This window comes from Frischella japonica (genome assembly GCF_014489845.1).
Lineage (GTDB): Bacteria > Pseudomonadota > Gammaproteobacteria > Enterobacterales > Orbaceae > Frischella > Frischella japonica.
In genome coordinates this window covers 62,016-85,530 of the sequence record NZ_JABURY010000020.1, presented here as the reverse complement: position 1 = coordinate 85,530, position 23,515 = coordinate 62,016, and the positions used below count along the sequence as shown (strand labels likewise).

The 23,515-nt window shown below is 33.9% G+C and carries 26 protein-coding genes and 1 pseudogene; 14 read left to right on the top strand and 13 right to left on the bottom strand.

Annotated features, from left to right (window positions below):
- Together FcAc13_RS10805 and FcAc13_RS10800 are read left to right on the top strand one after the other, a co-directional pair.
- Positions 1–279, top strand: a 279-nt coding sequence (locus FcAc13_RS10805; protein ID WP_187756230.1) for a hypothetical protein, incomplete at its 5' end; no start/stop codon positions are given.
- Complete coding sequence (locus FcAc13_RS10800) at positions 276–656, top strand: hypothetical protein (protein ID WP_187756229.1); 381 nt, start codon at positions 276–278, stop codon at positions 654–656. The genes FcAc13_RS10805 and FcAc13_RS10800, both read left to right, overlap by 4 nt.
- 45 nt (positions 657–701) lie before the next feature.
- Here the strand turns inward: FcAc13_RS10800 and FcAc13_RS10795 are convergent, their stop codons facing one another.
- Positions 702–848 carry a SymE family type I addiction module toxin gene (locus tag FcAc13_RS10795; RefSeq protein ID WP_187756228.1) on the bottom strand — a complete coding sequence of 49 codons (147 nt, stop codon included), beginning with the start codon at positions 846–848 and terminating at the stop codon, positions 702–704.
- On the opposite strand from FcAc13_RS10795, the gene FcAc13_RS10790 reads away from it, so the two are divergent.
- From FcAc13_RS10790 to FcAc13_RS10765, 6 genes and pseudogenes are all read left to right on the top strand, one after another.
- Positions 842–1,681, top strand: a complete 840-nt coding sequence (locus FcAc13_RS10790; protein ID WP_187756227.1) for a hypothetical protein — start codon at positions 842–844, stop codon at positions 1,679–1,681. The two genes, FcAc13_RS10795 and FcAc13_RS10790, sit on opposite strands and share 7 nt — an antisense overlap.
- A complete protein-coding gene (locus FcAc13_RS10785) occupies positions 1,678–2,070 on the top strand; it encodes a hypothetical protein (protein WP_187756226.1) in 393 nt (130 codons plus the stop codon). Before FcAc13_RS10790 ends, FcAc13_RS10785 begins: the two co-directional genes overlap by 4 nt.
- A gap of 202 nt (positions 2,071–2,272) precedes the next feature.
- Positions 2,273–2,359 (top strand): annotated as a pseudogene (locus FcAc13_RS12455) (polymorphic toxin type 17 domain-containing protein); the annotation flags it as partial.
- 8 nt (positions 2,360–2,367) lie between these two features.
- Complete coding sequence (gene imm31, locus FcAc13_RS10775) at positions 2,368–2,589, top strand: Imm31 family immunity protein (protein WP_187756225.1); 222 nt, start codon at positions 2,368–2,370, stop codon at positions 2,587–2,589.
- Between the two features lie 166 nt (positions 2,590–2,755).
- On the top strand, positions 2,756–2,968 hold the full coding sequence (locus FcAc13_RS10770) for a hypothetical protein (RefSeq protein ID WP_187756224.1): 213 nt from the start codon (positions 2,756–2,758) through the stop codon (positions 2,966–2,968).
- Between the two features lie 138 nt (positions 2,969–3,106).
- Positions 3,107–3,391 (top strand): hypothetical protein, encoded by a 285-nt coding sequence (locus FcAc13_RS10765; RefSeq protein ID WP_065633440.1) that lies wholly within the window; start codon positions 3,107–3,109, stop codon positions 3,389–3,391.
- Positions 3,392–3,499: 108 nt separating this feature from the next.
- Here the strand turns inward: FcAc13_RS10765 and FcAc13_RS10760 are convergent, their stop codons facing one another.
- Entirely contained in the window at positions 3,500–3,643 is a 144-nt protein-coding gene (locus FcAc13_RS10760) for a SymE family type I addiction module toxin (protein WP_187756223.1), read from the bottom strand.
- A 569-nt stretch (positions 3,644–4,212) separates the two neighbouring features.
- On the opposite strand from FcAc13_RS10760, the gene FcAc13_RS10755 reads away from it, so the two are divergent.
- The gene (locus FcAc13_RS10755) at positions 4,213–4,758 is read left to right on the top strand and encodes an RNA 2'-phosphotransferase (protein WP_187756222.1); all 546 of its coding nucleotides are present in this window, start codon (positions 4,213–4,215) and stop codon (positions 4,756–4,758) included.
- Between the two features lie 876 nt (positions 4,759–5,634).
- Here the strand turns inward: FcAc13_RS10755 and FcAc13_RS10750 are convergent.
- Positions 5,635–6,270 (bottom strand): NAD(P)-dependent oxidoreductase, encoded by a 636-nt coding sequence (locus tag FcAc13_RS10750; protein WP_187756221.1) that lies wholly within the window; start codon positions 6,268–6,270, stop codon positions 5,635–5,637.
- A gap of 227 nt (positions 6,271–6,497) precedes the next feature.
- Here FcAc13_RS10750 and FcAc13_RS10745 point away from each other — a divergent pair, with 227 nt between their 5' ends.
- Positions 6,498–6,779, top strand: coding sequence for a winged helix-turn-helix transcriptional regulator (locus FcAc13_RS10745; protein ID WP_187756234.1), 282 nt, complete (start codon positions 6,498–6,500; stop codon positions 6,777–6,779).
- Positions 6,780–6,863: 84 nt separating this feature from the next.
- On the opposite strand, the gene FcAc13_RS10740 is transcribed toward FcAc13_RS10745, so the two are convergent.
- Positions 6,864–7,349 carry a hypothetical protein gene (locus tag FcAc13_RS10740; protein ID WP_187756220.1) on the bottom strand — a complete coding sequence of 162 codons (486 nt, stop codon included), beginning with the start codon at positions 7,347–7,349 and terminating at the stop codon, positions 6,864–6,866.
- 2,005 nt (positions 7,350–9,354) lie between these two features.
- Between FcAc13_RS10740 and FcAc13_RS10735 the strand changes: the two genes are divergently transcribed.
- On the top strand, positions 9,355–9,681 hold the full coding sequence (locus FcAc13_RS10735) for an SseB family protein (protein ID WP_246415132.1): 327 nt from the start codon (positions 9,355–9,357) through the stop codon (positions 9,679–9,681).
- An 89-nt stretch (positions 9,682–9,770) separates the two neighbouring features.
- Here the strand turns inward: FcAc13_RS10735 and FcAc13_RS10730 are convergent, their stop codons facing one another.
- On the bottom strand, positions 9,771–10,307 hold the full coding sequence (locus FcAc13_RS10730) for a hypothetical protein (RefSeq protein WP_187756219.1): 537 nt from the start codon (positions 10,305–10,307) through the stop codon (positions 9,771–9,773).
- A gap of 192 nt (positions 10,308–10,499) precedes the next feature.
- Between FcAc13_RS10730 and treR the strand changes: the two genes are divergently transcribed.
- The 3 genes from treR to treC all read left to right on the top strand — a co-directional run bounded on the left by treR (position 10,500) and on the right by treC (position 14,789).
- Positions 10,500–11,456, top strand: coding sequence for a trehalose operon repressor TreR (gene treR, locus FcAc13_RS10725; RefSeq protein ID WP_187756218.1), 957 nt, complete (start codon positions 10,500–10,502; stop codon positions 11,454–11,456).
- 162 nt (positions 11,457–11,618) lie between these two features.
- Positions 11,619–13,046 (top strand): PTS trehalose transporter subunit IIBC, encoded by a 1,428-nt coding sequence (gene treB, locus FcAc13_RS10720; RefSeq protein ID WP_187756217.1) that lies wholly within the window; start codon positions 11,619–11,621, stop codon positions 13,044–13,046.
- A gap of 69 nt (positions 13,047–13,115) precedes the next feature.
- Positions 13,116–14,789 (top strand): alpha,alpha-phosphotrehalase, encoded by a 1,674-nt coding sequence (gene treC, locus FcAc13_RS10715; protein ID WP_187756216.1) that lies wholly within the window; start codon positions 13,116–13,118, stop codon positions 14,787–14,789.
- Between the two features lie 80 nt (positions 14,790–14,869).
- On the opposite strand, the gene FcAc13_RS10710 is transcribed toward treC, so the two are convergent.
- The 8 genes from FcAc13_RS10710 to FcAc13_RS10675 all read right to left on the bottom strand — a co-directional run bounded on the left by FcAc13_RS10710 (position 14,870) and on the right by FcAc13_RS10675 (position 23,438).
- Positions 14,870–15,400 carry a nucleotidyltransferase domain-containing protein gene (locus FcAc13_RS10710; RefSeq protein WP_187756215.1) on the bottom strand — a complete coding sequence of 177 codons (531 nt, stop codon included), beginning with the start codon at positions 15,398–15,400 and terminating at the stop codon, positions 14,870–14,872.
- A 284-nt stretch (positions 15,401–15,684) separates the two neighbouring features.
- The gene (locus FcAc13_RS10705) at positions 15,685–16,833 is read right to left on the bottom strand and encodes an AAA family ATPase (RefSeq protein ID WP_187756214.1); all 1,149 of its coding nucleotides are present in this window, start codon (positions 16,831–16,833) and stop codon (positions 15,685–15,687) included.
- A 3-nt stretch (positions 16,834–16,836) separates the two neighbouring features.
- Positions 16,837–17,691: an RNA ligase family protein gene (locus FcAc13_RS10700; protein WP_187756213.1), complete on the bottom strand. Its 855-nt coding sequence runs from the start codon at positions 17,689–17,691 to the stop codon at positions 16,837–16,839.
- Positions 17,692–17,947: 256 nt separating this feature from the next.
- On the bottom strand, positions 17,948–19,018 hold the full coding sequence (locus FcAc13_RS10695; protein WP_187756212.1) for a nucleotidyltransferase domain-containing protein: 1,071 nt from the start codon (positions 19,016–19,018) through the stop codon (positions 17,948–17,950).
- A gap of 16 nt (positions 19,019–19,034) precedes the next feature.
- Positions 19,035–19,790 (bottom strand): nucleotidyltransferase domain-containing protein, encoded by a 756-nt coding sequence (locus FcAc13_RS10690; protein WP_187756211.1) that lies wholly within the window; start codon positions 19,788–19,790, stop codon positions 19,035–19,037.
- Positions 19,791–19,822: 32 nt separating this feature from the next.
- Complete coding sequence (locus FcAc13_RS10685) at positions 19,823–20,638, bottom strand: AraC family transcriptional regulator (protein WP_187756210.1); 816 nt, start codon at positions 20,636–20,638, stop codon at positions 19,823–19,825.
- A gap of 101 nt (positions 20,639–20,739) precedes the next feature.
- A complete protein-coding gene (locus FcAc13_RS10680; RefSeq protein WP_187756209.1) occupies positions 20,740–22,269 on the bottom strand; it encodes a DHA2 family efflux MFS transporter permease subunit in 1,530 nt (509 codons plus the stop codon).
- Positions 22,266–23,438: an HlyD/EmrA/EmrK family protein gene (locus FcAc13_RS10675; RefSeq protein ID WP_187756208.1), complete on the bottom strand. Its 1,173-nt coding sequence runs from the start codon at positions 23,436–23,438 to the stop codon at positions 22,266–22,268. The genes FcAc13_RS10680 and FcAc13_RS10675 overlap by 4 nt, the downstream gene beginning before the upstream one ends.
- Positions 23,439–23,515: the final 77 nt, after the last annotated feature.

Genomic DNA, 23,515 nt, shown 5'->3' with positions numbered 1-23,515 from the left:
CCAAAGAAGGTCGCAAATGGACCAAATGCAGGTACAACTGATGGGTTTAAAAAAACTCAAACAAAAACGACTTATGACCCTAATATTTTATCTGATACTAAAGTTGCTGATATGTCTAATCGGGCTGCAAAACAAGCTGAAAGTCATTTTACATCTGATCCAGCAAGTTTTGTGCATGACGTTAACATTGATGGTTATTGGTTTAGAGTTACGCGCGATGCTAAATCTGGTAAAATCAGCAATTCATTCATTACGATGCCTAAAAGGAATAATAAATGAATAATACACTTCAATGGTTGGAAACAACGAAAAAACTTTTGATTGATAATGGTGGTGCTGAGCTATATTGTTTATTGGAAGTTATGTGTAAAGAACAAAAAATGAATTTTTTACAATTAATTTATGATGCATCAAAAGGTATTGGTGCTAATGTTTCTGAAGGAGTTGAGTATATTTTAGATCAAGATTTAGATAATCCCGAAGAATTTGATGGAGTAACTTTTGTTTTTGGTGATTGTGAAGGTTATCCAATGCCTCTCCATCAGTTTATAACTTTAATGCAAATAGTATCCGATGCATATATCAATGCACATCCTAGTGAAAAAGATTCAATAGAATTTTATATGAATAAATTAAGAGAACGTTATTCAAAATAAGGGATAAATCCTCATATAGTAGTGGGAAAAATCAACCATTTATGTTTAAACTTGCAAAACAAGTTCAACAATCAACCTGCCCTGTTCAATCTTAATGACAACAGGGCAGTCGACATAAAAACCAAATTGCTCCAGCCATCTATCCTTAATCGTCAGTTGTAATCTGGGGTTGGATTTTGTGCCTTGTGGCATTAGATAATATCCAGGCTGGCGCGCGTTCAATGTGGAGTAACGAGGTAACTCCGACCCACGGTGGCGAGTTGATAGAATGGTCAGGATTAGTAGCTAAAGGTTATGGTGAAATCGCCTATACACTGATTGATATTGGTTTAATCACTAAATCCTCATCAGTAGTCAAAATGGCAACCCAAACCGAAAATGTGATTAAACTGGACACAACAACCGCCGTAAAAGTCGGACAGACAATCAAACCGACGGAAGTGACAATATCCATTGACAAAATCAGCTTAAATCAGAAGAATGTGATTGAGTTAAAAAGATCCGATAACCTTTTAGCTGAACAGCGAATTATAGGCGGTGCAGCTGACTCCAGAGTATTTTCTAAACTTAAAATCGATTATCACCCAGAAGGAACATATATTAATCAAACTTCCCATGTATCAGGTGGAATAAATTTGTGTGGACCAACAAGTTGTGCAATGATTATTAGTGATAATAAAGGACATACTGTTAATTTAGATCTTATTGTTAGGCAATTTGATAATATTCGTCCTTCTGGGGTGAATATAGATGAAATGAGTCGTGTATTATATAAAAATGGTATATCAAACGAAGCAATTACAACAGTTACAGCAAATCATCTAAAAGAGTTAAGTCTTAAAAATCAATCAACAATCATTGGTGTCTCCGTTGGTAATCAAGGACACTTTATAATAGTAGACTCATATAAAGTAGTTGATAATGTCGGTTATTATATGATTCGAGATCCATATAATGGGGCAATGGGAGTTAGAGCAGATTTTTTATATTCTAAAATGAATGGTAATGGAGTGATTTTGAAATGAGTGATATTAAAAGATTATTAAATTTGGACTCAGCTAATATTATATTAGCTAAAGGTTGGTTAGTAAGCCTAGATAACGGTTTTTATTTATTAGACTGGGAGGGGCAAAGTAATTATTGGGAACAACCCAAAATCTTTATTAAAAAAGATGGGCTATATAATATTTTAAAACATGATGGACGAATATTATTTAATGGCGGTGGACCTGCAATTTTTCATCGTGCTGAGATGGAGGGGGCAATTTCTATTGATAATATTACAAAAGAAAGATGCATAAATCCAACGAAACTTCTACTAGAAAATAACAACCAATGGTTAACAATAAATCTTGATAGTCATTATGATAAAGAAAAATATGATGAAATAAGCTGGAATGATTTATTTAATTAGTGTTTAAAATAAAGATAAAAGCGGTGAAATTGAATCAATAGCACTTGAACAACGGCTTTTCGTTGGTGAATACATGTCGAAATATCATCCTGAATTTGCTGCAATAGCTTTTGAGAATCTTAACGGCTTAACTGCCTATATTGAAAAAGGTTTAGGTAATTTTCATAAAAAAATGGGGTTGGAAAATTAATCAAGAGTACTAAAATTAGGAGCTAAACAGCTTGGCTGGGCATCAAGAGATGGTAAGCATTTAAATGTTTCTTTAGATGGCAAAATAACTCATAAATAGGATGAAATATGACACAACAATTTAATTTCTATGAAGAAGTAGAGATTCTCCCTAATTGCGAACACCCAGAATATATTGGTAAAAAAGGAGTTGTGATGGGTGTGAGTGAAGAAGATGGAGTGATTTTTGGTTATGCTGTTGATTTATATGATGCTGAATATGGTCATTATTTTAAGATGAATTGTTTAAAATCAACAGGTAAACAATTCAAACGAGAAGATTTTTACTAATATTATAGAGTGTATTGGTCCGGATATGTTCCGACACGGTTTGGATTCTCAACAATGATTAATCATAGTCAATAAAATAAGCTATATATAAATATTTTTTAGCTCTATAAACCAATTCTTGAAACAACTCGCACTTAGATAAATCTGCTAATTTGATTACACTGAAATGATTGATATTGGTTTAATCACCAAAGCCTCATCGGTAGTCAAAATGGCAACACAAACCGAAAATGTGATTAAACTGAACACAACAACCGCCGTAAAAGTCGGACAGACAATCAAACCGACCGAAGTGACAATATCCATTGACAAAATCAGCTTAAATCAGAAGAATGTGATTGAATTAAAGGAATACATAAAAGATCCTTATTCTTATTGATAATAAAGACTTTTTAAAAAATGCTCCAAATGATAAAGTTAGGCAAAATATTATAAATAGTAGAATTAAACATTTAGAACATGAAATAAACACTTTTAAAAAGAATATAGATAAAATAAAAAAAGGGAAAGATTAGTTATGGGTATTGATTTAAATAAGATTGAAATTATATTTAATTTAATTATTGATAAATTGAAAAAAGACGGCATTCATAAAATATCTCTTGATGATGATTTTTATTGGAATATTCCATCAGATTTACTATATGACCCTTATAACAAACCAAATCAATTTGATATGGGACAACTAAGTGAAGATTATGATTTTTTATTAAATTCAATTGAGAAAGATATTATCATAAATGGAGATTTGAGAAAATTATCTTATCTTTTAAGATACATAGCAGATAAATTAGATCAATAAAACTAGATTTTCAGTAATGTTTAATCTTTTATTTCAATGTGTTCAACTATGCACAAGAAAACACCATAAAAAGATTGGATTATTATAGGTTATCTATATAACTAATAGTCAATGAATTGCAAATTCAATAATCAACTTGCCCTGTTCAATCTTAATGATAACAGGGTAGCCGACATAAAACCCTATCTGTTCCAGCCACCTGCCTTTAATGGTCAGTTGTGGTCTGGGGTTGGGTTTTGTGCCTTGTGGCATTAGATAATATTCAGGCTGGCGCCCTTACACCGGTTCTACTAACTGCCGCTGTGACGTAAAGACTCATGATACCACACTCACAACCTCAGCGGCACCGGTTATTCTCGGCAGATTTTCCACCACCGTTTCTTTAATTTGGTCACCGTTAAAGCAATTACCTAGTATTTACACATTAAAACGATTAGCGGTTGCTTTGAATGTCACCAGCAATTATTGCCTTGAAGGCACTCAAGGTGAAGCGGCTAAAGCCAGATTTGAAGATAGCGAGTTTTTAAAACTGTTTCAGAAGATTAAATCGTGATTAAGCTATTTTTAGATACTTTTTTACCAAGAAACAGATTCAACAGCTGACTGAATAAAGCACTGAAGTATAACAACAATCAACTACTATTGCTGTTCACAATTAACAATTAAGGGCAGATTGCTTTGAGCAATTTGGCTTTTATGTAGGCTGCCTGTTAGTTATCATTAAATCAAGCAAGGTAAGCTGGTAATAGAGATTGATTTGCAAATTTAAAAAAATGGTAGATTTCCCCCATTACTATGTGGTGATTATTCAAGGAATAAATATGAACAAACAACTAGATAAAATAAGTAAATTTTTAAGCTATATTTTGAGACATCAACCAGAAACTATTGGTATCACATTAGATTCTGATGGTTGGATCAATATTGATAATTTAATCATGCAAGCTAATCAACATGGAAAACCACTTACCAGAAAGTTGATTGAGCAAGTTGTTAAAACAAATGATAAAAAACGTTTTACGATTTCGGATGATGGTCTAAAAATACGTGCAGCACAAGGACATTCAACTCAACAAGTAAAGATAAGCTATATAGAACAGATGCCACCAGAGATTTTATATCATGGCACTGCAACCCGATTTATTGATTCCATTAAAAAACAAGGATTAGTCGCTGGCAGTCGCCATTATGTCCATTTATCTGGTGATGAGAAGACAGCTAAAAAAGTAGGAGAAAGACATGGTAAACCAGTAGTATTAAAAGTAAATACTCTGCAGATGTATCAACAAGGCTTTAAATTTTACTTGGCTGATAATGGTGTTTGGTTGACTAATGCTGTTCCTAATACTTTTTTAATATTTGACTAAATCTTATCTAACACTGATCGTTCTATTTAATATGTTGGGATGATTCTTCTTTGGCTAATTTAAACCAAGTTGAAAAGTTATCTAAACGGTAACGTTTCTTCAAAGATGGTTTTTACTCACGACAGCCATTAATCACCGGCAACTGAACTAATACCACCTGTTCTTGATATAATGCGGTTTTTAACGTATCCGAGACTTTAGCCGGGATTTTTGTCATAATAACTTTGATAAGGCAGACCGACTTGCTGTAGGATAGGTAAAAGTCTTTACAACTTTGGGGGCTGATAAGAGAAGGTTCTTGATGCCTGATCTCCCTCCCACATTAACCACTGCTTTTTTAACATCAGTTGATAAAGATTCATAGGCTTTGCTATTCCTTAGCGCGTTTATTATTAGAATGGTAGTTATGACTCTTTATACACGAATTCGGTTAGTTATAGTATGCCGCTTAGTGAAGGGCAAGCAAAAGACAGGCGTAACTCTACTTTTACCCTAATTACATAAAGTTATTTTATATGATCTGCTCCCATTTTAACGGAGATTTTTTAATAATAAAAAAGGTGTCTCTGATGGGTCAAAATAGGATCGCCAATTTAAACAAGCTACAATTAACTTAGCAGAATAACGACATTTAATCCCATTGAGCTTAAAATATCGATAGCGTTCAAGTTTTTTGGTGGAAGCTAAAACAATCAAAATCACAGCAACGAATCATTATATTAGAATTTTATTTGATAATAATCATGAAATAATGATAACGAGAGAATGTATTTTGTTCATCGGACACCCATTTTGTTAAAATGAATGTCGATGCATAATAAGTAGCTTTCAGATTCAACTTAAACTTAAACTTCTACAGTCAAGTACCGAAAAGGATTATTCCGCGACAACTGTAAAACGTTGTTTGATATGCTTAGCATTTTCAGCTTCGTCGATCATGGCAATGGCATAATCGGCATAGCTTATTTGGCTTTGTCCTTGCGAATTGAATAAGGCCTGTTCACCACCTGCTTTGTAGCGACCGGTTCTTGCGCCATCAGCAATAAACTCAATGGCTGGGCTTAAATACGTCCAGTTCACATCCTGACATTTTTTTAATTCATCTAGTGCTTTAGCCATATTATTGGCTAATGGTTTGAATTCATCAGGAAATTCTGGGGTATCAACTAAACGAATAGTATGTTCTGGATTAACATATAAACTACCCGCACCGCCAACAACTAATAAACGATTAGGTTTACCGCTTAAAATATCAGTAAGATGTTTTAAACTGGTTTGATGTTGAGGCAGTGATTCAAGACTCCATGTGGCAAATGCATCAACAATCACATCAAAAGGTTTCAAATCTTCATAAGTAAGTTCGAACAGATCTTTAACGAGAACTTTTGCATTAGGATCGACATGCGAATTTGGATTACGAACAATCGCCGTCACATCATGCCCACGCGCAATTGCTTCTTTAACGATTAAACTACCTGATTTACCACTCGCACCAATGACCGCAATTTTCATGGTCTACTCCTTTAATATTATCAAAATAAAATTTTGGTTAACACTTTTTGACTTAACATGTTGATCAAAAAATGAATATATTTAGATTAATATTCAAAGTTTCCATTGTAAAGTAGGTACCATATAGTAATATAGTATCTATTTAGTAACTATTGCTGAATTTTAAGGAAATTATCAGCGTGTTAAGTAATGAAAATTTACCACCTTGCCCCGTAGAAACCACATTAATGCTAATGGGCGATAAATGGAAAGTCTTAATTGTTCGTGATTTATTAACAGGTACAAAACGTTTTGGTGAATTAAAAAAATCACTTAATGGCGTGTCACAGAAAGTATTAACGCAACATTTACGTGCTATGGAAAAAAATGGTTTAATTACTCGCAAGGTTTATGCCCAAGTACCACCTAAAGTGGAATATACTTTAACCGATGTTGGACAAAGTTTAAAACAGGTTCATGATGCTATGTTAGAGTGGGGGAAGGCTTATAAATTAAAAAAAGAGTATTAAAAAGGGGAAATCAACTTTGTATTTTACCCATACCAAAATATCAGTTAAGACTGATTGTTTCACAACCTATTTCCCGCGATAATATTAATAATATAGGTAACAACCAAAATTAAATTCGCCTGGTTTGGAGTCTGCTTCTCGACCAATAAGGAAGATACGTCTAAAATATTCCTGATCAGTTGTTGAAGTGAAATATTTTACATATGGACTCTTCCAGCGAAAATCGTTAAATTCAGCCGGAGTGGGTTTAGCTCCGATTGATTTGGCAAATTTCTCCATATCACCTTTAGCAACGGCAAAGAAATCAAAGCCATAATGATAGTTTCCTAAATATTTAACAGTTTGAAATGTCACATTCAAAATTTTCAATGGTTTGGCAAAGTGATATATATATTCTGGATTGTACTCACTAATTTTAGTAACCGTAATCCCTTCTTTAGCAAACGCCTCAGGAGAAGTATTAAATATTAAAGATTCTGGAGATTGATGACATAGCAAAGTATCTTTAAATTGATTCATGATGGATTTAGCTTTATCTGCCGCTATGCTATAGCCTGATACCGTAAACATGAGAAGTGCATAGACCTAAAAATTTATTTTGTGATTTCATGTTAAATTCTCAATAGTTAATTAAGCATAAAGAAATTTTTATTATAAAAACAAGTTTTTCGTTCGGTTTAAAATAGCATTTTATTTGTTAATGCGACTATACAAGGTATCTAATACTTCTCAAGTATATTCAGCTTTGTAATTTTGTATTCGATAATTTTTAAATGCATAAATAAAAATCTAACCCAGATTTTTTAATAAATCTTTTAATATTAAATGAAATTCAAGTGATTCTATATCTATCCAAAATGTTATCTTTAAGTAAATTTTCAATTTGTTTGAAAATTTTATTTTAGTATAAATTTGATGAATAGCATTTAGATGTTAATTTTTAAACTTATTTATTATCAATTAAAAGAGCATTATTGAAGAATATTTCTCTATTAAAATTTAATTTATGAAAGAAACTATAAGGCATAGCATATTTTTCATCTAAAAAAGTAAATCGCATTAATGTTAAAATCATCGTAGATACTCAGTATTTTTTCAGAGTTTCTCTTAATTTATTGAATTTTAGTATTCATAATGACAATTTTTTGTTTTCCTCTTTTGGATCATTGATAACGGTGATGCTAAAGTAAATGAATTAAATAATCTAAGCAGTTATAATCAATTGATATAATGCTGATTTAGATTCGACTGTCAATCAGTTAATAACTAATCCCTAACTGACAACATATTATATGTATTCGATAAGATCCTACACCAGAAACACAAAATAGCTGTTTATTATGTCAAAAATGGTTAGATTATTAGTGAAAATCATTATTTTCACAATAACTGGAATAATTAAACTTTACAAAAGTAATACAATTCGTTAAATAATGAAGAGCGAATAAGTGATTTAATCACAAACTATTAGCAACCAAGTTATAAGAATGTCAATGCAGGGGAATCGCTTATGATGACTTAGCGGTTAGAAAAATAAAAACAGCTTGTTATATATTCAAGATTGCCAGACTATACACCTCAATTATCATTACCATGTAATTGAAAACATCACATAACTTCACAAAAGTAATAGTATTCGTTAAATAATGCAGGGTAAATAAGAGTTTAATTACAAACCATTAGCAACCAAGTTATAAGAATGTCAATGCAGGGGAATCGCTTATGATAACTTAGCGGTTAGAAAAATAAAAACAGCTTGTTATATATTCAAGATTGCCAGACTATACACCTCAATTATCATTACCATGTAATTGAAAACATCACATAACTTCACAAAAGTAATAGTATTCGTTAAATAATGCAGGGTAAATAAGAGTTTAATTACAAACCATTAGCAACCAAGTTATAAGAATGTCAATGTAGGGGAATTACTTATGATGACTTAGCAGTTAGAAAAATAAAAACAGCTTGTTATATATTCAAGATTGCCAGACTATACACCTCAATTATCATTACCATGTAATTGAAAACATCACATAACTTCACAAAAGTAATAGTATTCGTTAAATAATGCAGGGTAAATAAGAGTTTAATTACAAACCATTAGCAACCAAGTTATAAGAATGTCAATGTAGGGGAATTGCTTATGATGACTTAGCGGTTAGAAAAATAAAAACAGCTTGTTATATATTCAAGATTGCCAGACTATACACATCAATTATCATTGCCGAGCAATTAAAATATTCATATAACTTCACAAAAGTAATAGTATTCGTTAAATAATAAAGGGTGAGCAAGTGGTTTAGAGATACCAAAACAGCTATTTATCCATTAAAGATTATAAAACTATAAACATCAATGATAATGTCACACGAAAAAAACATGTAACTTTACAAAAGTAATACATTTAGTTAAATAATAAAGAACTATTTATGAGTTTTGATATTAATAATCCAGTAACCAATCCAGAACTTAACGATGCATGGCAAAGATATGATGAACAACCGACATCTGAAAAAATAAAACAGCTCTTTTTAATACGTTAAAAGCTGCTAAATTATTAGTGCCAATTATTATGGAATTACCTGATAATATTAAACGCAATAAAGATAACTCCCTTACCTTACAGCAAGGTACGATAATTTCATTTGTGGCAATCAATATTGTTAACAATGAATCCTTTTTTCCAATATTTATGAACTGGGATGAATTAAGAAAATGGCAAAATGTTGCAGATCAACAAACTCCAGTCGTCAACTTAACCGATTACCAAGCAATACTTGACGAATCAAACGGATATCATGGTATTGCAATTAATCCGTTTGGTAAAAGTTTCATTATTGATCGTGCTATGTTAGCGTGGGGAAGTGCTTATAAATCAAAGCAAAGTGCTAATAAATAGGTTTTATTTATAAAATAATTTTTCTATTTATACATAAGTAATGTTAGTAAACTAATAGCATGATTTTTCATTGAGTAAAAAAATTATAGCTAATTAGTCTCAAATTTAGAACAGATGAAATAAAATTCATCCGGCTTTGAGTCTTTATCCTGACCAATAACGATTGTATCTGGGTAGAGATTATTGTCGGTAATAGGGGTAATTTCTTTTCGGAATATGTCGGTATCATCCAAAGGAATAGGTTCTTCACAGCTGCGTAATATAGGGTTAACCTCAATCAATTTAGCGAACTTGTGCATATCACCTATGGCTTTAGCATAAAAAGAGGTGACGAAATTATCGCTTTCATAACGAATCATATTCACCCATACATTTTTAACTTTGATAGGTTGCTCAAAATGGTATTCGATTTCAGTTATACTATCTTGCTTTTTGTTTTTTATAGTAATTTTTTGTTTTGCAAGTTCAGCAATGATCTTTTTATCTTCTATGGCAAAAGGCTTTGACTGACATAATAAAGCCGATCTAAATTGTTCTGTTGCAGTCTTCGTGTCATCACTAGATGCATAGCCAGATAAACTCAAAAAATATAGCGTGTAACCTAAAAGTAAATATGATTTTTTCATAATTCATTGTCTATGTGAGGTTATTAATGCTTTGTTGATTCTGTTTTATTCCTCTGTCAAATCTCAATCTAATTATAAATGAAGAATAAGTAATAGTTAATAATTTTGATATTAACTTACTAGCCACCCTATCGCCATTTTGTTAAAACTATATTACTATGATTTAATTGATTTTCATTATAAAAATTGATTATGAATAAGCCATCACCGAATTTAACCATTAAAGATATTGCCAAATTGAGCGGGGTGAGTAAATCCACTGTTTCGAGAGTTATTAATCACGACCCAATGGTGAAGGAATCGACACGTAACAAAGTGATGGCAATTGTTGAACAATATCAATTTACCCCATCCAAATCAGCTAGAGCAATGCGTGGTTATGGTAATAAAGTGATTGGTATAATTGTTACTCGCCTTGATTCCATATCCGAAAATCATGCAGTTCGAAACATGTTGCCTGTTTTTTATGCAAATGGGTATGATCCGATTATTATTGAGAGCCAATTTAGCCCGCAAAAAGTCGAAGAACACCTGACAATGTTAAAAGAAAAGCAAGCTGACGGTGTAGTAATTTTTGCTTTTACAGGATTGAATAGCTCTCGACTGACATTTTGGCAAGATAAATGTGTGGTTATTGCTAGGCCTTTTTCTGAATATACTTGTATTTGTTATGATGATGTAGGGGCGGTAAACAAAGCATTAACCTATTTATATCAAAAGCATAAAAAAATTGGCTATATTGGTATTACTAAACAAGATCAGACTACTGGTGAATTACGCTACCAAGCGTATACTAATTTTTGTCATACTCATAAACTTAAGCCAAATGCGGTGCTTGGCAAATTAAGTTATTATTCTGGTTATGAACTTGCCGAGTCGGTATTGGTTGATTCACCAACAGCAATCATTTGTGCTACCGATTCAATTGCTTTAGGTCTAAATAAGTTCTTATCTGAAAAAAATATCAATAATATTGTTGTTATTAGCATTGGTAGTAGTGAGCTGCTTAAATTCTTGTTTACCAAAACGATTACTGTCGATCTTGGTTTTGATAAAGCTGGTACTTATGCTGCAAACGAGTTATTGCAAATACTACAAAGTGGATCAAAACCTAAAATTATTACGGTTCCTTCCCAAATACTCATTTAACTATTTTTGAGTGATATATTGCCTAAATTGTGAGGTTTATCACAAAAAAGGGAACGTTCCCATTTATTTAAATAATAATTCAATTTATGCTTAATTGTTACCAAATTAGGGTCGAAATAATTAAAAAATTTTGGCTTAAATTGAAAATAAGGAGACTTAACAATGGCAAAAGCACCTAAAGTTTCAACAAAATCAATTATGCAATTGATTGAACTTGTTGGAGGAAAAGAAAACATTGCTAGTGTTACCCATTGTTTGACAAGATTAAGGTTTGCGCTTGCTAATCCCAAATTAGCCAATGTTGAAGCGATTGAAGGATTGTCTTTTGTCAAAGGATGCTTTAATAATGCCGGGCAGTTTCAGGTTATTATTGGAACGGATGTTGATAGTTATTACAAGTTATTGATTGAACAATTAAATATTGACGAAGCGACCAAAGAGCAAACAAAAGCCGCAGCTAAACAAAATATGTCATGGTTTGAACGGTTAATCTCAAATTTAGCTGAAATTTTTGTACCATTATTACCTGCAATGATTGCGGGTGGTTTATTACTCGGCTTGCGTAATGTAATTGGTGAAATGCCAACTATTAACGATAAACCGCTTACTGACACGTATACTTGGTTGGTACCTATACATAGTTTCCTTTGGTTACCGTGTGAAGCGATTTTCCACTTTTTACCGGTGGCTATTTGCTGGTCGACAGTCAAAAAAATGGGCGGTTCTCCTGTGTTAGGGATTGTTTTAGGCATAACATTGGTTTCTCCACAACTGATGAATGCTTATAATCTAGGGAAAATGGTTCCTGACGTGTGGGATTTTGGTTGGTTTACGATTCAAAAAGTCGGCTATCAAGCACAAGTGATTCCATCTATTTTTGCTGGTTTAGCGTTAGGATGGATCGAAACTCGATTACGTAGAATTGTCCCTAATTACCTAACTTTAGTGATTGTACCAATCGTATCACTCCTATTAGCCGTCGTCCTTGCACATTTTCTTTTAGGGCCAATCGGACGAATGTTAGGCAATGGTATTGCTTATGTGGTTAAATACTTAATGACTGGTGATTATGCCTTCATTGGTTCGGCAATTTTTGGATTCTTTTATGCACCGTTGGTTATTACTGGAATTCACCATACTACATTAGCTATCGATATGCAGATGACAGAAAGTATGGGCGGTACACCGATTTGGCCAATCATTGCTTTATCCAATATTGCTCAAGCTTCAGCCGTTGTTGGCATCATTTTGATCAGTCGAAAACATAATGAGCGCGAAGTTTCCATTCCTGCTGCTATATCCGGCTATCTAGGTGTTACTGAGCCAGCTATGTACGGTATTAACTTACGCTATAAATTCCCAATGTTTTGTGCCATGGTCGGTGCGGCTAGTGCTGGATTAATCTGTGGTTTATATGGTGTATTATCTAATGGTATCGGTGTGGGAGGATTGCCTGGTATCTTATCAATAAAACCTGTTTATTGGTCAATTTATGCCTTAGCAATGCTAGTAGCGATTATTGTTCCAATCGCATTAACCATCATTGTTTATAAAATAAAACAGAAAAAAGGCACACTAAATATTCAATAATGATAATAAATAGTAATTCACCCGTTTTATGTGAATTTAATTTTACTGATTAAAAATAAAGAGCAAACAATGAATACGAACGAAATCCCTTGGTGGCAAAATGGTACTATTTATCAAATCTATCCCAAAAGTTTTCAAGCCAGTGGTGCGAGTTCAACGGGGGATTTATTAGGTATCATAAGTCGATTAGATTATCTGAAAAATCTGGGCATTAGTGCGATTTGGTTAACGCCAATTTATCCTTCTCCGCAAGTAGATAATGGTTATGATGTATCGGATTATTATGATATTGATCCGGCTTATGGCACGATGGACGACTTTGAATTATTGGTTAAGCAGGCGCATGAACGTGATATTCGGATTATGATGGATATGGTATTTAACCACACTTCAACAGAGCATCCATGGTTTAAATCGGCCTTAGATAAAACCAGCCCTTTTCGATCGTTTTATATTTGGAAAGACGCCAAAGCTGACGGCTCAGAACCTAATAATTGGCGGTCAAAATTTGGCGGAAAAGCCTGGCAGTGGCATGAGCAATCAGGACAATACTATTTACACCTCTTTGCAAAACAGCAAGCCGATCTCAATTGGGAAAATCCAACCGTCCGCCAAGAGATTAAAAACGTCTGTCAATTTTGGGCGGATAAAGGGGTTGATGCATTAAGGCTTGATGTGATTAATTTGGTCTCTAAACAGCAAGACTTTCAGGATGATGTGAATGGTGACGGGCGAAGATATTATACGGACGGCCCGAAAATACACGAATTTTTACAAGAGCTAAGCCGAGATGTTTTTCAACCTAATGACCTAAAAACAGTGGGCGAAATGTCGTCCACTACGCTTGAAAACTGTCAAAAATATGCCGCATTGGATGGCAAAGAGTTGACCATGACCTTTAATTTTCATCATTTAAAAATTGATTATCCAAATGGGGAAAAATGGACGCTGGCTAAGCCAGATTTACTTGAACTCAAAAAGATACTTGGCTATTGGCAAGTGGGTATGCACGGTAAGGCGTGGAATGCGATTTTCTGGTGTAATCACGATCAACCTCGCATTGTGTCACGTTTAGGTAATGAAGACCAACACCACAGCGAATCGGCCAAAATGCTGGCAATGATTCTTTATGGACTACAAGGCACGCCATATCTTTATCAAGGTGAAGAGATCGGGATGACCAATCCCCATTTTACTCATATTTCGCAATATAAAGATGTGGAAAGTCTTAACATCTATCAAGAAAAAATTGCCGAAGGTGTGTCAGAGTCTGATATGTTAGCGATTCTTGCCAGTAAATCACGGGACAATAGCCGAACGCCAATGCAATGGGACAACACCGCCAATGCCGGATTTAGCCAAGGTAAACCTTGGATTGAGGTGGCAAACAATTACCCGAAAATTAATGTGATGGCAGCGCTTGACGATCCTAATTCCATTTTTTATTGCTATCAAACTTTAATCAAATTACGAAAAACATACCCGATCTTTATTTTCGGTGACTATCAAGATCTAACGCCTGATAATGCTGATTGTTGGTGCTATGTCAGACATTGGAATAATCAAACGTTACTTGTGATAGCCAATCTGACCGAAAATACGGTTAAATGGCAATTGCCTAAAGCATTGGAAAATAGTTCTTGGCAAAAGTTGTTGAGTAATTACCAAACTGAAACAACGTTAGAATCGGAATTAACATTGCAACCTTACGAAGCGATGTATTATCTATTGAACGAAGATTAATCATTTTAACTATTGGCTTTTAATAAATCCAGTAACAGCGTAATCAATAAAGGTTACGCTGTTTAATTTAATCATACCGACTAATATTGATACAATGACTCTCGCATATTAACCAAAATCTGTAATACCTTAGCTGAATCAGGTTGTTCAGGTAGTGATGATATTAGTGATGCGGTTTCAATGTCAGCCAGTAATGATTCGGACATATTTATAATCTCATCATAGTTTAATTGACCATTTTTAATGGCGAGCAGTTCATCACGATTAGCGCATTTATTGGTAATGGTGCCTTTGGACATTATTTCGTGAGCAACTTGTAATAAGCGAATGGTATGCATCATATTTTTAGCATCAAAATCATTACCATTTTCAATATTGCTACGATAACGCTGCTCATTACGTTCGGCAACCCATTGCCAGTAAGCCTTATAATCACGACAATGCGATGAAAAACCATCACGATTAAAACTTAAGTAAGCATTTACTGGGGTGCCTTCTTTCACCGACGACAAGCACAGTTCAGTCGAATCATCATGCTGAATAATGCCATGATAACCGCAATTTCCCGATGCATCATAAAAAAGTGCATATAAATCTCGACTATGTGGCACATTCACTAAACCACATAAGTGTTGATCAAGATGCTTTTCATTTAACCAATTGAAGTATTAAGCCGTTACAACAATGAAACTATATGATGGATAACGTTGCAAATTTATGACGTGATGTACGTACTAAAAAGCTCAATAGCTTGATATTTGTATTGATAACAACAATATTTACTTAACAATAAGAAGATTGAAATTTTTTGTTCAAGTTTGCTTTTTAGATAGCAAATAATTAATATCTTAAAAGCATTCGATTGATTAAGATAATAGAAAGTGAAGGGCGATATTTATTCGCCCTGATTAATGATATAGCTAACTTGATTAGCTTCGGTTTGTTGTGGGATTTCCCATTTATTAAACATTGACTGAAGCCTGTTATTAGTTAAACTGGTATCTCGTTTAATATTACGTCGATAAAGTTCTTTTTCCGGTTGTTCAATATAAATAATTTTCACATTGGCATGATAAGCATATAATAAATCTAAAGCCTTTTGACGTATATCGTATGATAAGTGCGTTGCATTCCAAACAAAATCTTGTTTAGCACCTAGCCACTGTTTAACTTGCTTTAATACATATTGAATGACTTTTCCTTCATTTTCACCATGCTTTAATTTAAGCGCAACTCTTGCATCATCATAAGATGCAACAGGTAATAATGGGTAGTATTTACTTACCCATGTATTTTTACCTGCTGCAGGTAGTCCCGCCATCATAATGACATTAGCGCCATTTTTCGGATACAAAGTATAATCTGGCAAAACATTCGCACCACGAAAATATTGAACTCGAGTATAATCATCAGCAAAAACTCTTGGTTGATATAAACATCCTTCTTCCTGAGCAAATTGTTTGAATAATTCTACTTCATCTAACAGTCTATTATTGTCAGCACAAATTCGTCCTTGTATATCTGCTTTTGCTTGCATACAAAGCATCCAAATTGGTAATTGCCAGGATAACCAATGAACTAAAAACGCTGGTGTCATATTTTTTTTGAGTTCAGCTAAGGCAAAAAAAGGAACTTGGTGCTTACAAATAATGCGACATATTTGCTCTCTTAATTCAAATGGTACCCCCATTCGCCAAAGAAGCACTCGGCTACGAATTTCTCCTTTTTTAGCATGCCGCGGTTGACTTATTTTACCTGTTACTGAATCAATTATTGTTGTTTCTGGCTTGGCAATATCATGCAATAATGCGGTCATAAATAACACAAATTGTTCATCTTCCGTTAGCTGTGAAAATTCTGGTTGGTTTATTAAGCTCCTTAATACCATTTGGGTATGCGTCCATACATCACCTTCACCATGATAAAGCGGATCTTGTGGTGTAGTGGTAAGTGCGTTAAGTTCAGGAATAACCGTTAACCATTGGTCAAAACTATCTTGTGCTATACTATGTACTACAAGTTGTTTTAAATCTTGATAATTCATACGTTATTCCCATGTATTTAGTTTATTCCAATTGATTACTAATTTAGGCGAATAAATATCAGCCTCACCGGTTAATTGATTTGGAATAAATGGCTGTTCAGCATGATGCTGACCCGCGTCCAAAATTGCTTGCACAAAATCTTGTCTAACCCATTTTAGTCGACCAACTGTATGTTCATCAGTTTCAATTTTGAGGTATAACCCTTCCATCAAATCAGATTTATCACATTGTTTCCATGCTTTAGTTAGATCAAGTTTTTCACGTTGGATAATTTCTTCAAAACAGCTTTTCCATGTAGGACTTTTGGCTAATGAGTTAGTAACTAATGCCACTAAATCACTCAGTTTTGCTGGAGCTATTCCTGCATATAAAACAGGAACCGATAATATCGGACCGTTAACTAATAAAGCATGTCGCGCTTGAGTTGATAAAAAACATTGTTGTTGTCGATCCCAAATATCGAACTCACAAAAATAGTGTGGTAAAGCATCATAAAAAATTGAGTGCTTTTTATGTAACCATTCCCCATACATAATATAGCGATCTTGTAAATGATCTAATAACCAATGTTCATGTACTTTTGCCCAATGCTTCAGCAAGTTAAACTGGCGTTCTCGCCCCCCGCCTATTAAGTAGTGTCCTCTTGATTGTAGTAACATTTCACCGCCAGCAGAAAAGCTAATAGCACAGTTAGCTCCATCAAGTTTTTCCTCAACCACAATATATTGACTCGCTAACAGTTTATAAGCTAACTGACCTTGTTCGCTATCACCGGTTTGCAAACGAGATCCTTGTAAATGTGGTGTTCGTGGGTATTTAATTAATTGTAAATTTTGAGTATATAATTCCGTTGTCATAATGTTTTCTCTATTAAAAAATAAGAGGAAACCGACAAGGTAAATAGATCTATAAATGAGAGGAATTAAGCATGCTTAATAAAAATTAAGCATAAAGAAATATAGAAGATCACCGTGTCGGCGTTAAGATAAAAAGTAAGTTACAGGCATTTTGCCACCTCATTTAAAGTGATATGTTGAAAAAATCGGCGCCATTATTATGTGTTGGTTATAAATTGTCAAGTATAAAGTTATAATCAATTTTTTTGAAAAATTATTACAATAAATATTGATTATACAACGACTCTCGCATATTAACCAAAATCTGTAATACCTTAGTTGAATCAGGTTGTTCAGGTAGTGATGATGTCAGTGATTCGGTTTCAATGTCAGCCAGTAATGATTCGGCCATATTTATAATCTCATCATAGCTTAATTGACCATTTTTAATGGCGAGCAGTTCATCACGATTAGCGCATTTATTGGTAATGGTGCCTTTGGTCATTATTTCGTGAGCAACTTGTAATAAGCGAATGGTATGCATCATATTTTTAGCATCAAAATCATTACCATTTTCAATATTGCTACGATAACGCTGCTCATTTCGTTCGGCAACCCATTGCCAGTAAGCCTTATAATCACGACAATGCGATGAAAAACCATCACGATTAAAACTTAAGTAAGCATTTACTGGGGTGCCTTCTTTCACCGACGACAAGCACAGTTCAGTCGAATCATCATGCTGAATAATGCCATGATAACCGCAATCTCCCGATGCATCATAAAAAAGGACATATAAATCTCGACTATGTGGCACATTCACTAAACCACATAAGTGTTGATCAAGATGCTTTTCATTTAACCAATTGGTGAGAGGATAAGCATGCTGACCTTGAATGATATAACAAAAATCAAGGACTGTTTTACGTTTCACCTCAATGGGATTATTAATTTTTTTATTCAATCCTTTGGCTTTTTTAATTTGTGACATGGCATAGTGAGCAAAGGTTTGTTTAGTTTGTTGAGATAGAAATAGATCAAGGGTTAACTGCTGCATTATCGGATGTTGATATAAAATACAGTCTGGTGCAGAAGCCAATACTTCTAAAATATTCGGATTATTTTTTAGTAATAACTCGACAAAGCGTCCTAATTCATAATAGACAATATCATTGGTTTCATTACTAATTTGCGGAATATACTCCAGTCCATAAAATTTATCTTTAGGTAGATAAAATACCCCTTTGATATCCGTATCCGATGTTTCGGTAGCTAATCCGAATGAACGACTACCACTAATCACTTCAAACAAAATAAGATTTTGCGCTTTTAAATCATCAATTGTCATTAAGTCTCCCTCAACGCTATTTTAAAGTCATTAATGTTTGCCTAAAAAATTGATCTAATTTATCTGCATTAAAATGTTGTTCGCAGATAGATTGAACTTGTTCAGAGATATCAATCATTGATTGTTCAATAAACAATAAGATTTCTGGCGCAATGGTAATTGGCGCTGATTCCACCATGGTTGCTTTTAAGGTAATAATATCATTAATTTGCTGGTGCAAACTGTCCGGTAACAACGTTAATAACGGAATGATTGACATGGGCGCAATTTGCCGTTTTTCTAGGCACCATTTAGCACACAATAGTGGTCTTAGCACATAAAACAGTTTTTTTATACCAATTTGTTGCCCATCACGGTTTTGTAATGCACTTTTGGCAATACCTAAATAGTGATAAATATTACCACGCGCATTAAAAAAGTGGGCACACAGTTGCCACAGTTGGCCCGCAATGGCTTCATTTTGTTGATAAATAATTGGAGATTGTAGCCATTCAAATGGTGTGGTGTTGGACTTACGTATTAACTGTAACGTCTTTTTCAGATCCCAACCTTGTAAATCCAATTCATCATCTACAGGAAAAGTTAAATGTGATGAAGGATTATCAATAGCTAAATACTTATCCAACGGATGAACGTAAATAAAACGCACATCATAATCACTATTTGGCGAGGGAAATCCCCACGCCCGACTACCCGACTCACAAGCGTATAAAATATGGATATGATATTGTTGTTCTAATTCAGTAATTTTCTGTTTTATTCGCCGTTCCATTGCAACTATCCCACTGTTGTTATTTGCATCGTTTAATTTATATCTAAATTTTGCTTATGCAAACAATAAATATGTTTACCATGTTTATTGTTTGGCAATTTTTGATTATAAATTAACGCTCGTTTCAGCTCTGAGGGCCTTAATCCGAAACTTGCAACACAAGTTCGGCTAAAGTGAGCTGAATCGGCAAAGCCCATATCATTAGCTAACGTTGTTAAAGTTGCCGATGCGTCAAGCGTATTAATAACATCACGCAATCTTTTCCATAACAGATAGCCTCGGAAATTAATACCTAGATTTTCTCGAAATAAATGTAAAAAACGACTTTCGGATAAATAAATTTTATCAGCAATGTCTTTTGAGGATATCTGTTTTACCGGCAATAACGAAATTATTGAAATTGCTTTAACTATTCGACTATCTTGCCGACAAAGACAACTTGTATTAGGGCGATATAATAAATTAACAATATGCTCGACATCGAATACCTGTTTATTTTCAATAGTTTGTATAAAATATTGTGCCAGTATTGAGGCTTCTTCACGCGATAAACGATAAATAGGATCGTTTTCGGTAAAATGTGACAACAAATGAAAATAAGGCGCGTCGGGTTCGAGTAAAAAATTGATAGCGCAAGTTGTATTTAATTTATGTGACAGATTTGAACGAATAATAAAACCAAATTCACGATACTTTTTATCTTCTGTTTCTAAACTTAAAAAAATATCGTTTAGTGATATCGTTAATTGTAAACAAGGATGGCGATGAAAATCGGTATTAACGTTATGGAGAAAGTACAAAGTTGCTGAGTCTTGTTCATCTAATTGAATCACTGAATCAATATGCAAAATGCGCTCTCCTGCTTATTTTATATCTGAATACTATACCAATGATTGATACTTAACTCCTGCCACAAAATAAAAATCACATTGACTTGATTAGCCAAGTATCAATTAACCTTCACTGAAGATTTTGCTAACCATACTATACCAATTAAACCTAAAAATATCATACCATATAGCCAAAATATTTCATTAATGCCAATTAATAATCCTTGATTGGTAATCTGTTGTGCCAGCATAGCTGACACTTGCATGTTAGATAAATCTAGTTGATTGAACTGTTGATAAGTGTAATTTAATGCTTGGGAATTTTGATAAATTATATCAGTCAATTGACTGTGATGAATCACTTCACGACGCTCCCATAAAGTAGCGGTTAACGAGGTACCAACTGATGTCGACAACGTTCTAAAAAAGTTAAAAATACTGCCGGCAATTGCTAATTTATGAATAGGAATATCAGATAAAATAATAATATTTAAGGGCATAATAAAACATGCTATCGCAAAGCCTTGATAAAACTGCGGCCATGCTGCATCAGCAAAAGTCATGTTTGATTCAAATGTATATGCTCGCCAAAAAAAACAGAGTGCAAACACAATAAAGCTAAACGTCACCACTTTTCGCATATCAACATTTGAAGCAAATCGGCCAATTATTGGCGCAAGAAAAATAGGAACCAAACCAATTGGCGCCAACACTAAACCGGCGTAAGTTGCAGTATAACCAAACACACGTTGTAATAATTGTGGTTGAATAACCAGCGTGCCAATATGGAGTAAAAATGCCAAACTGATACAAATTGTGCCAATGGTAAAATTTCGGGATTTAAAAACGGATAAATCAATAATTGGATAATCTGTTGTTTGTTCCCAAATAATAAAATAACTAATAAAAACAACAGCTAATACAGAAAGAATAATAATCTGATTAGAATTAAACCAATCAAGCTCTTTTCCTCTATCTAATACCAGTTGTAAACACCCCACGCCAGCTATAAATAAAACTAATCCAATCCTATCAATGGGTAATTTGCTGGTAGCCGTTTCACGATCTTTTAATAAAAGGTGGACACCAAACCAAATGATGATCCCGAAAGGAATATTGATTAAAAAGATCCATCCCCAAAAATAATTATCACTAATCCAACCACCTAGAATTGGACCACAGATTGGCGCAATAATAATTGTCATTGACCATATGGCTAATGACATATTTTTTTTGGCCGGCGGGCAATACGCTAATAGCAAGCTTTGCGATAGAGGGATGATTGGTCCAGAAACCATACCTTGCAATAATCTTGAAAAAATCAGCATGGCTAAACTATTTGAAATACCACAAAGCCAAGAAGTGACTACGAAAAATAAGATAGAATAAGTAAATAATTTCACTTCACCAAAACGCTGAGCTAACCATCCCGTTAAGGGGATCGAAATAGCATTAGCAACGGCAAAAGAGGTGATAACCCACGTTCCTTGCGAATTTGAAGCACCAAGATTACCCGTAATGGTTGATAACGCCACATTAGTAATTGTTAAATCCAAAATCTGTAAAAACGCGATTATCGCTAATAAAATAATTAGTAGGATAAATCTGATGCCGGTTAAAGGCAATGAGGACGCTTTACTTTGATTCATTGAATAATCTGCGTAGCGTAGAAATTGGTTTTTACAATATTCTTAACGAGCTGCTCAAATTCAGTTTCATCAAAAGAAAGTGAATCCGTTTGATATTTTATCGTCTTCGCTGGAATATCGGTTAAAAGCTTACCTGTCGTATCATGCGTATCCACATTGACACGCATTGATAAGCCTATACGTAATGGAAATTGTTTAAGTTGCGCTTTGTCTAATTCAATCCGTACCGGTAAACGTTGAATCACTTTGATCCAATTTCCTGTCGCATTTTGTGCAGGTAGCAAAGAAAAAGCGCCACCGGTGCCCATCGCAATACCACTTATCTTTCCTTTATACTCAACTTTTTCACCATAGTAATCACTTTCTAAGGTAACTGGCTGACCGATACGAATATCGTTTAACTGTACCTCTTTAAAATTTGCTTCTACCCATACTTGATCTAACGGAACAATAACCATTAAACGCTCACCTTTAGTCACTTGTGTACCAACTTGGACACTTCGCCTCGCGACATACCCAGTTACAGGTGCGGTGATTTTGGTTCGCTTTAAGTTAAGCCAAGCTTGTTTTAATTTAAAAATTGCTTGCTGAATACTTGGTTGTTCTAATAATGGCGTTTTCATTAGTAGCGCATTATTAATGGCTAATTCATGCTGAGATATCTTTAAATCATTAATAGCAAAATCGACATCTTGCCTTGCATGAATAATCTCTTCTTTTGAAATGACCTTTCTTAACCAAAGATTCTCCCGGCGTACAAGATCTTGCTTAAGTTTGTCTAAGGTGACTTGTTTTAACTGAATGCTGGCTGAAAGTTTTTCATTTGTGATCTGAATTTGATGCAACTCTCTAATCGCTTTGATTAACGCATTTTTGGCATAACCAAATTCATTTTCTGCATCAACTGCATCAATCGTTGCTATCACATCATTTTGTTGAATAAAATCGTTATTATCGACATTAATCGTCAATATTCCACCATTTACTTGCGCATCAACCGGGACCTGATTACCCATAACATAGGCATTATCAGTTGATTGATTAAATCGACTAAACATAAACCAATAAACGCCATAAGCCAAAGCAAAAAAAAGAAATAATAGCGTTAATATAATCAGCTTCTTTTTACGTTTAATTGGCTGCGGTGGCGAATCTATCTCTTTATCCATACTTTTATCCGTCTAACTACAACATAATTAAGGGTAGAAAACAGTAGTATTAGATAGATAATTGGCTTTGTCTTGAA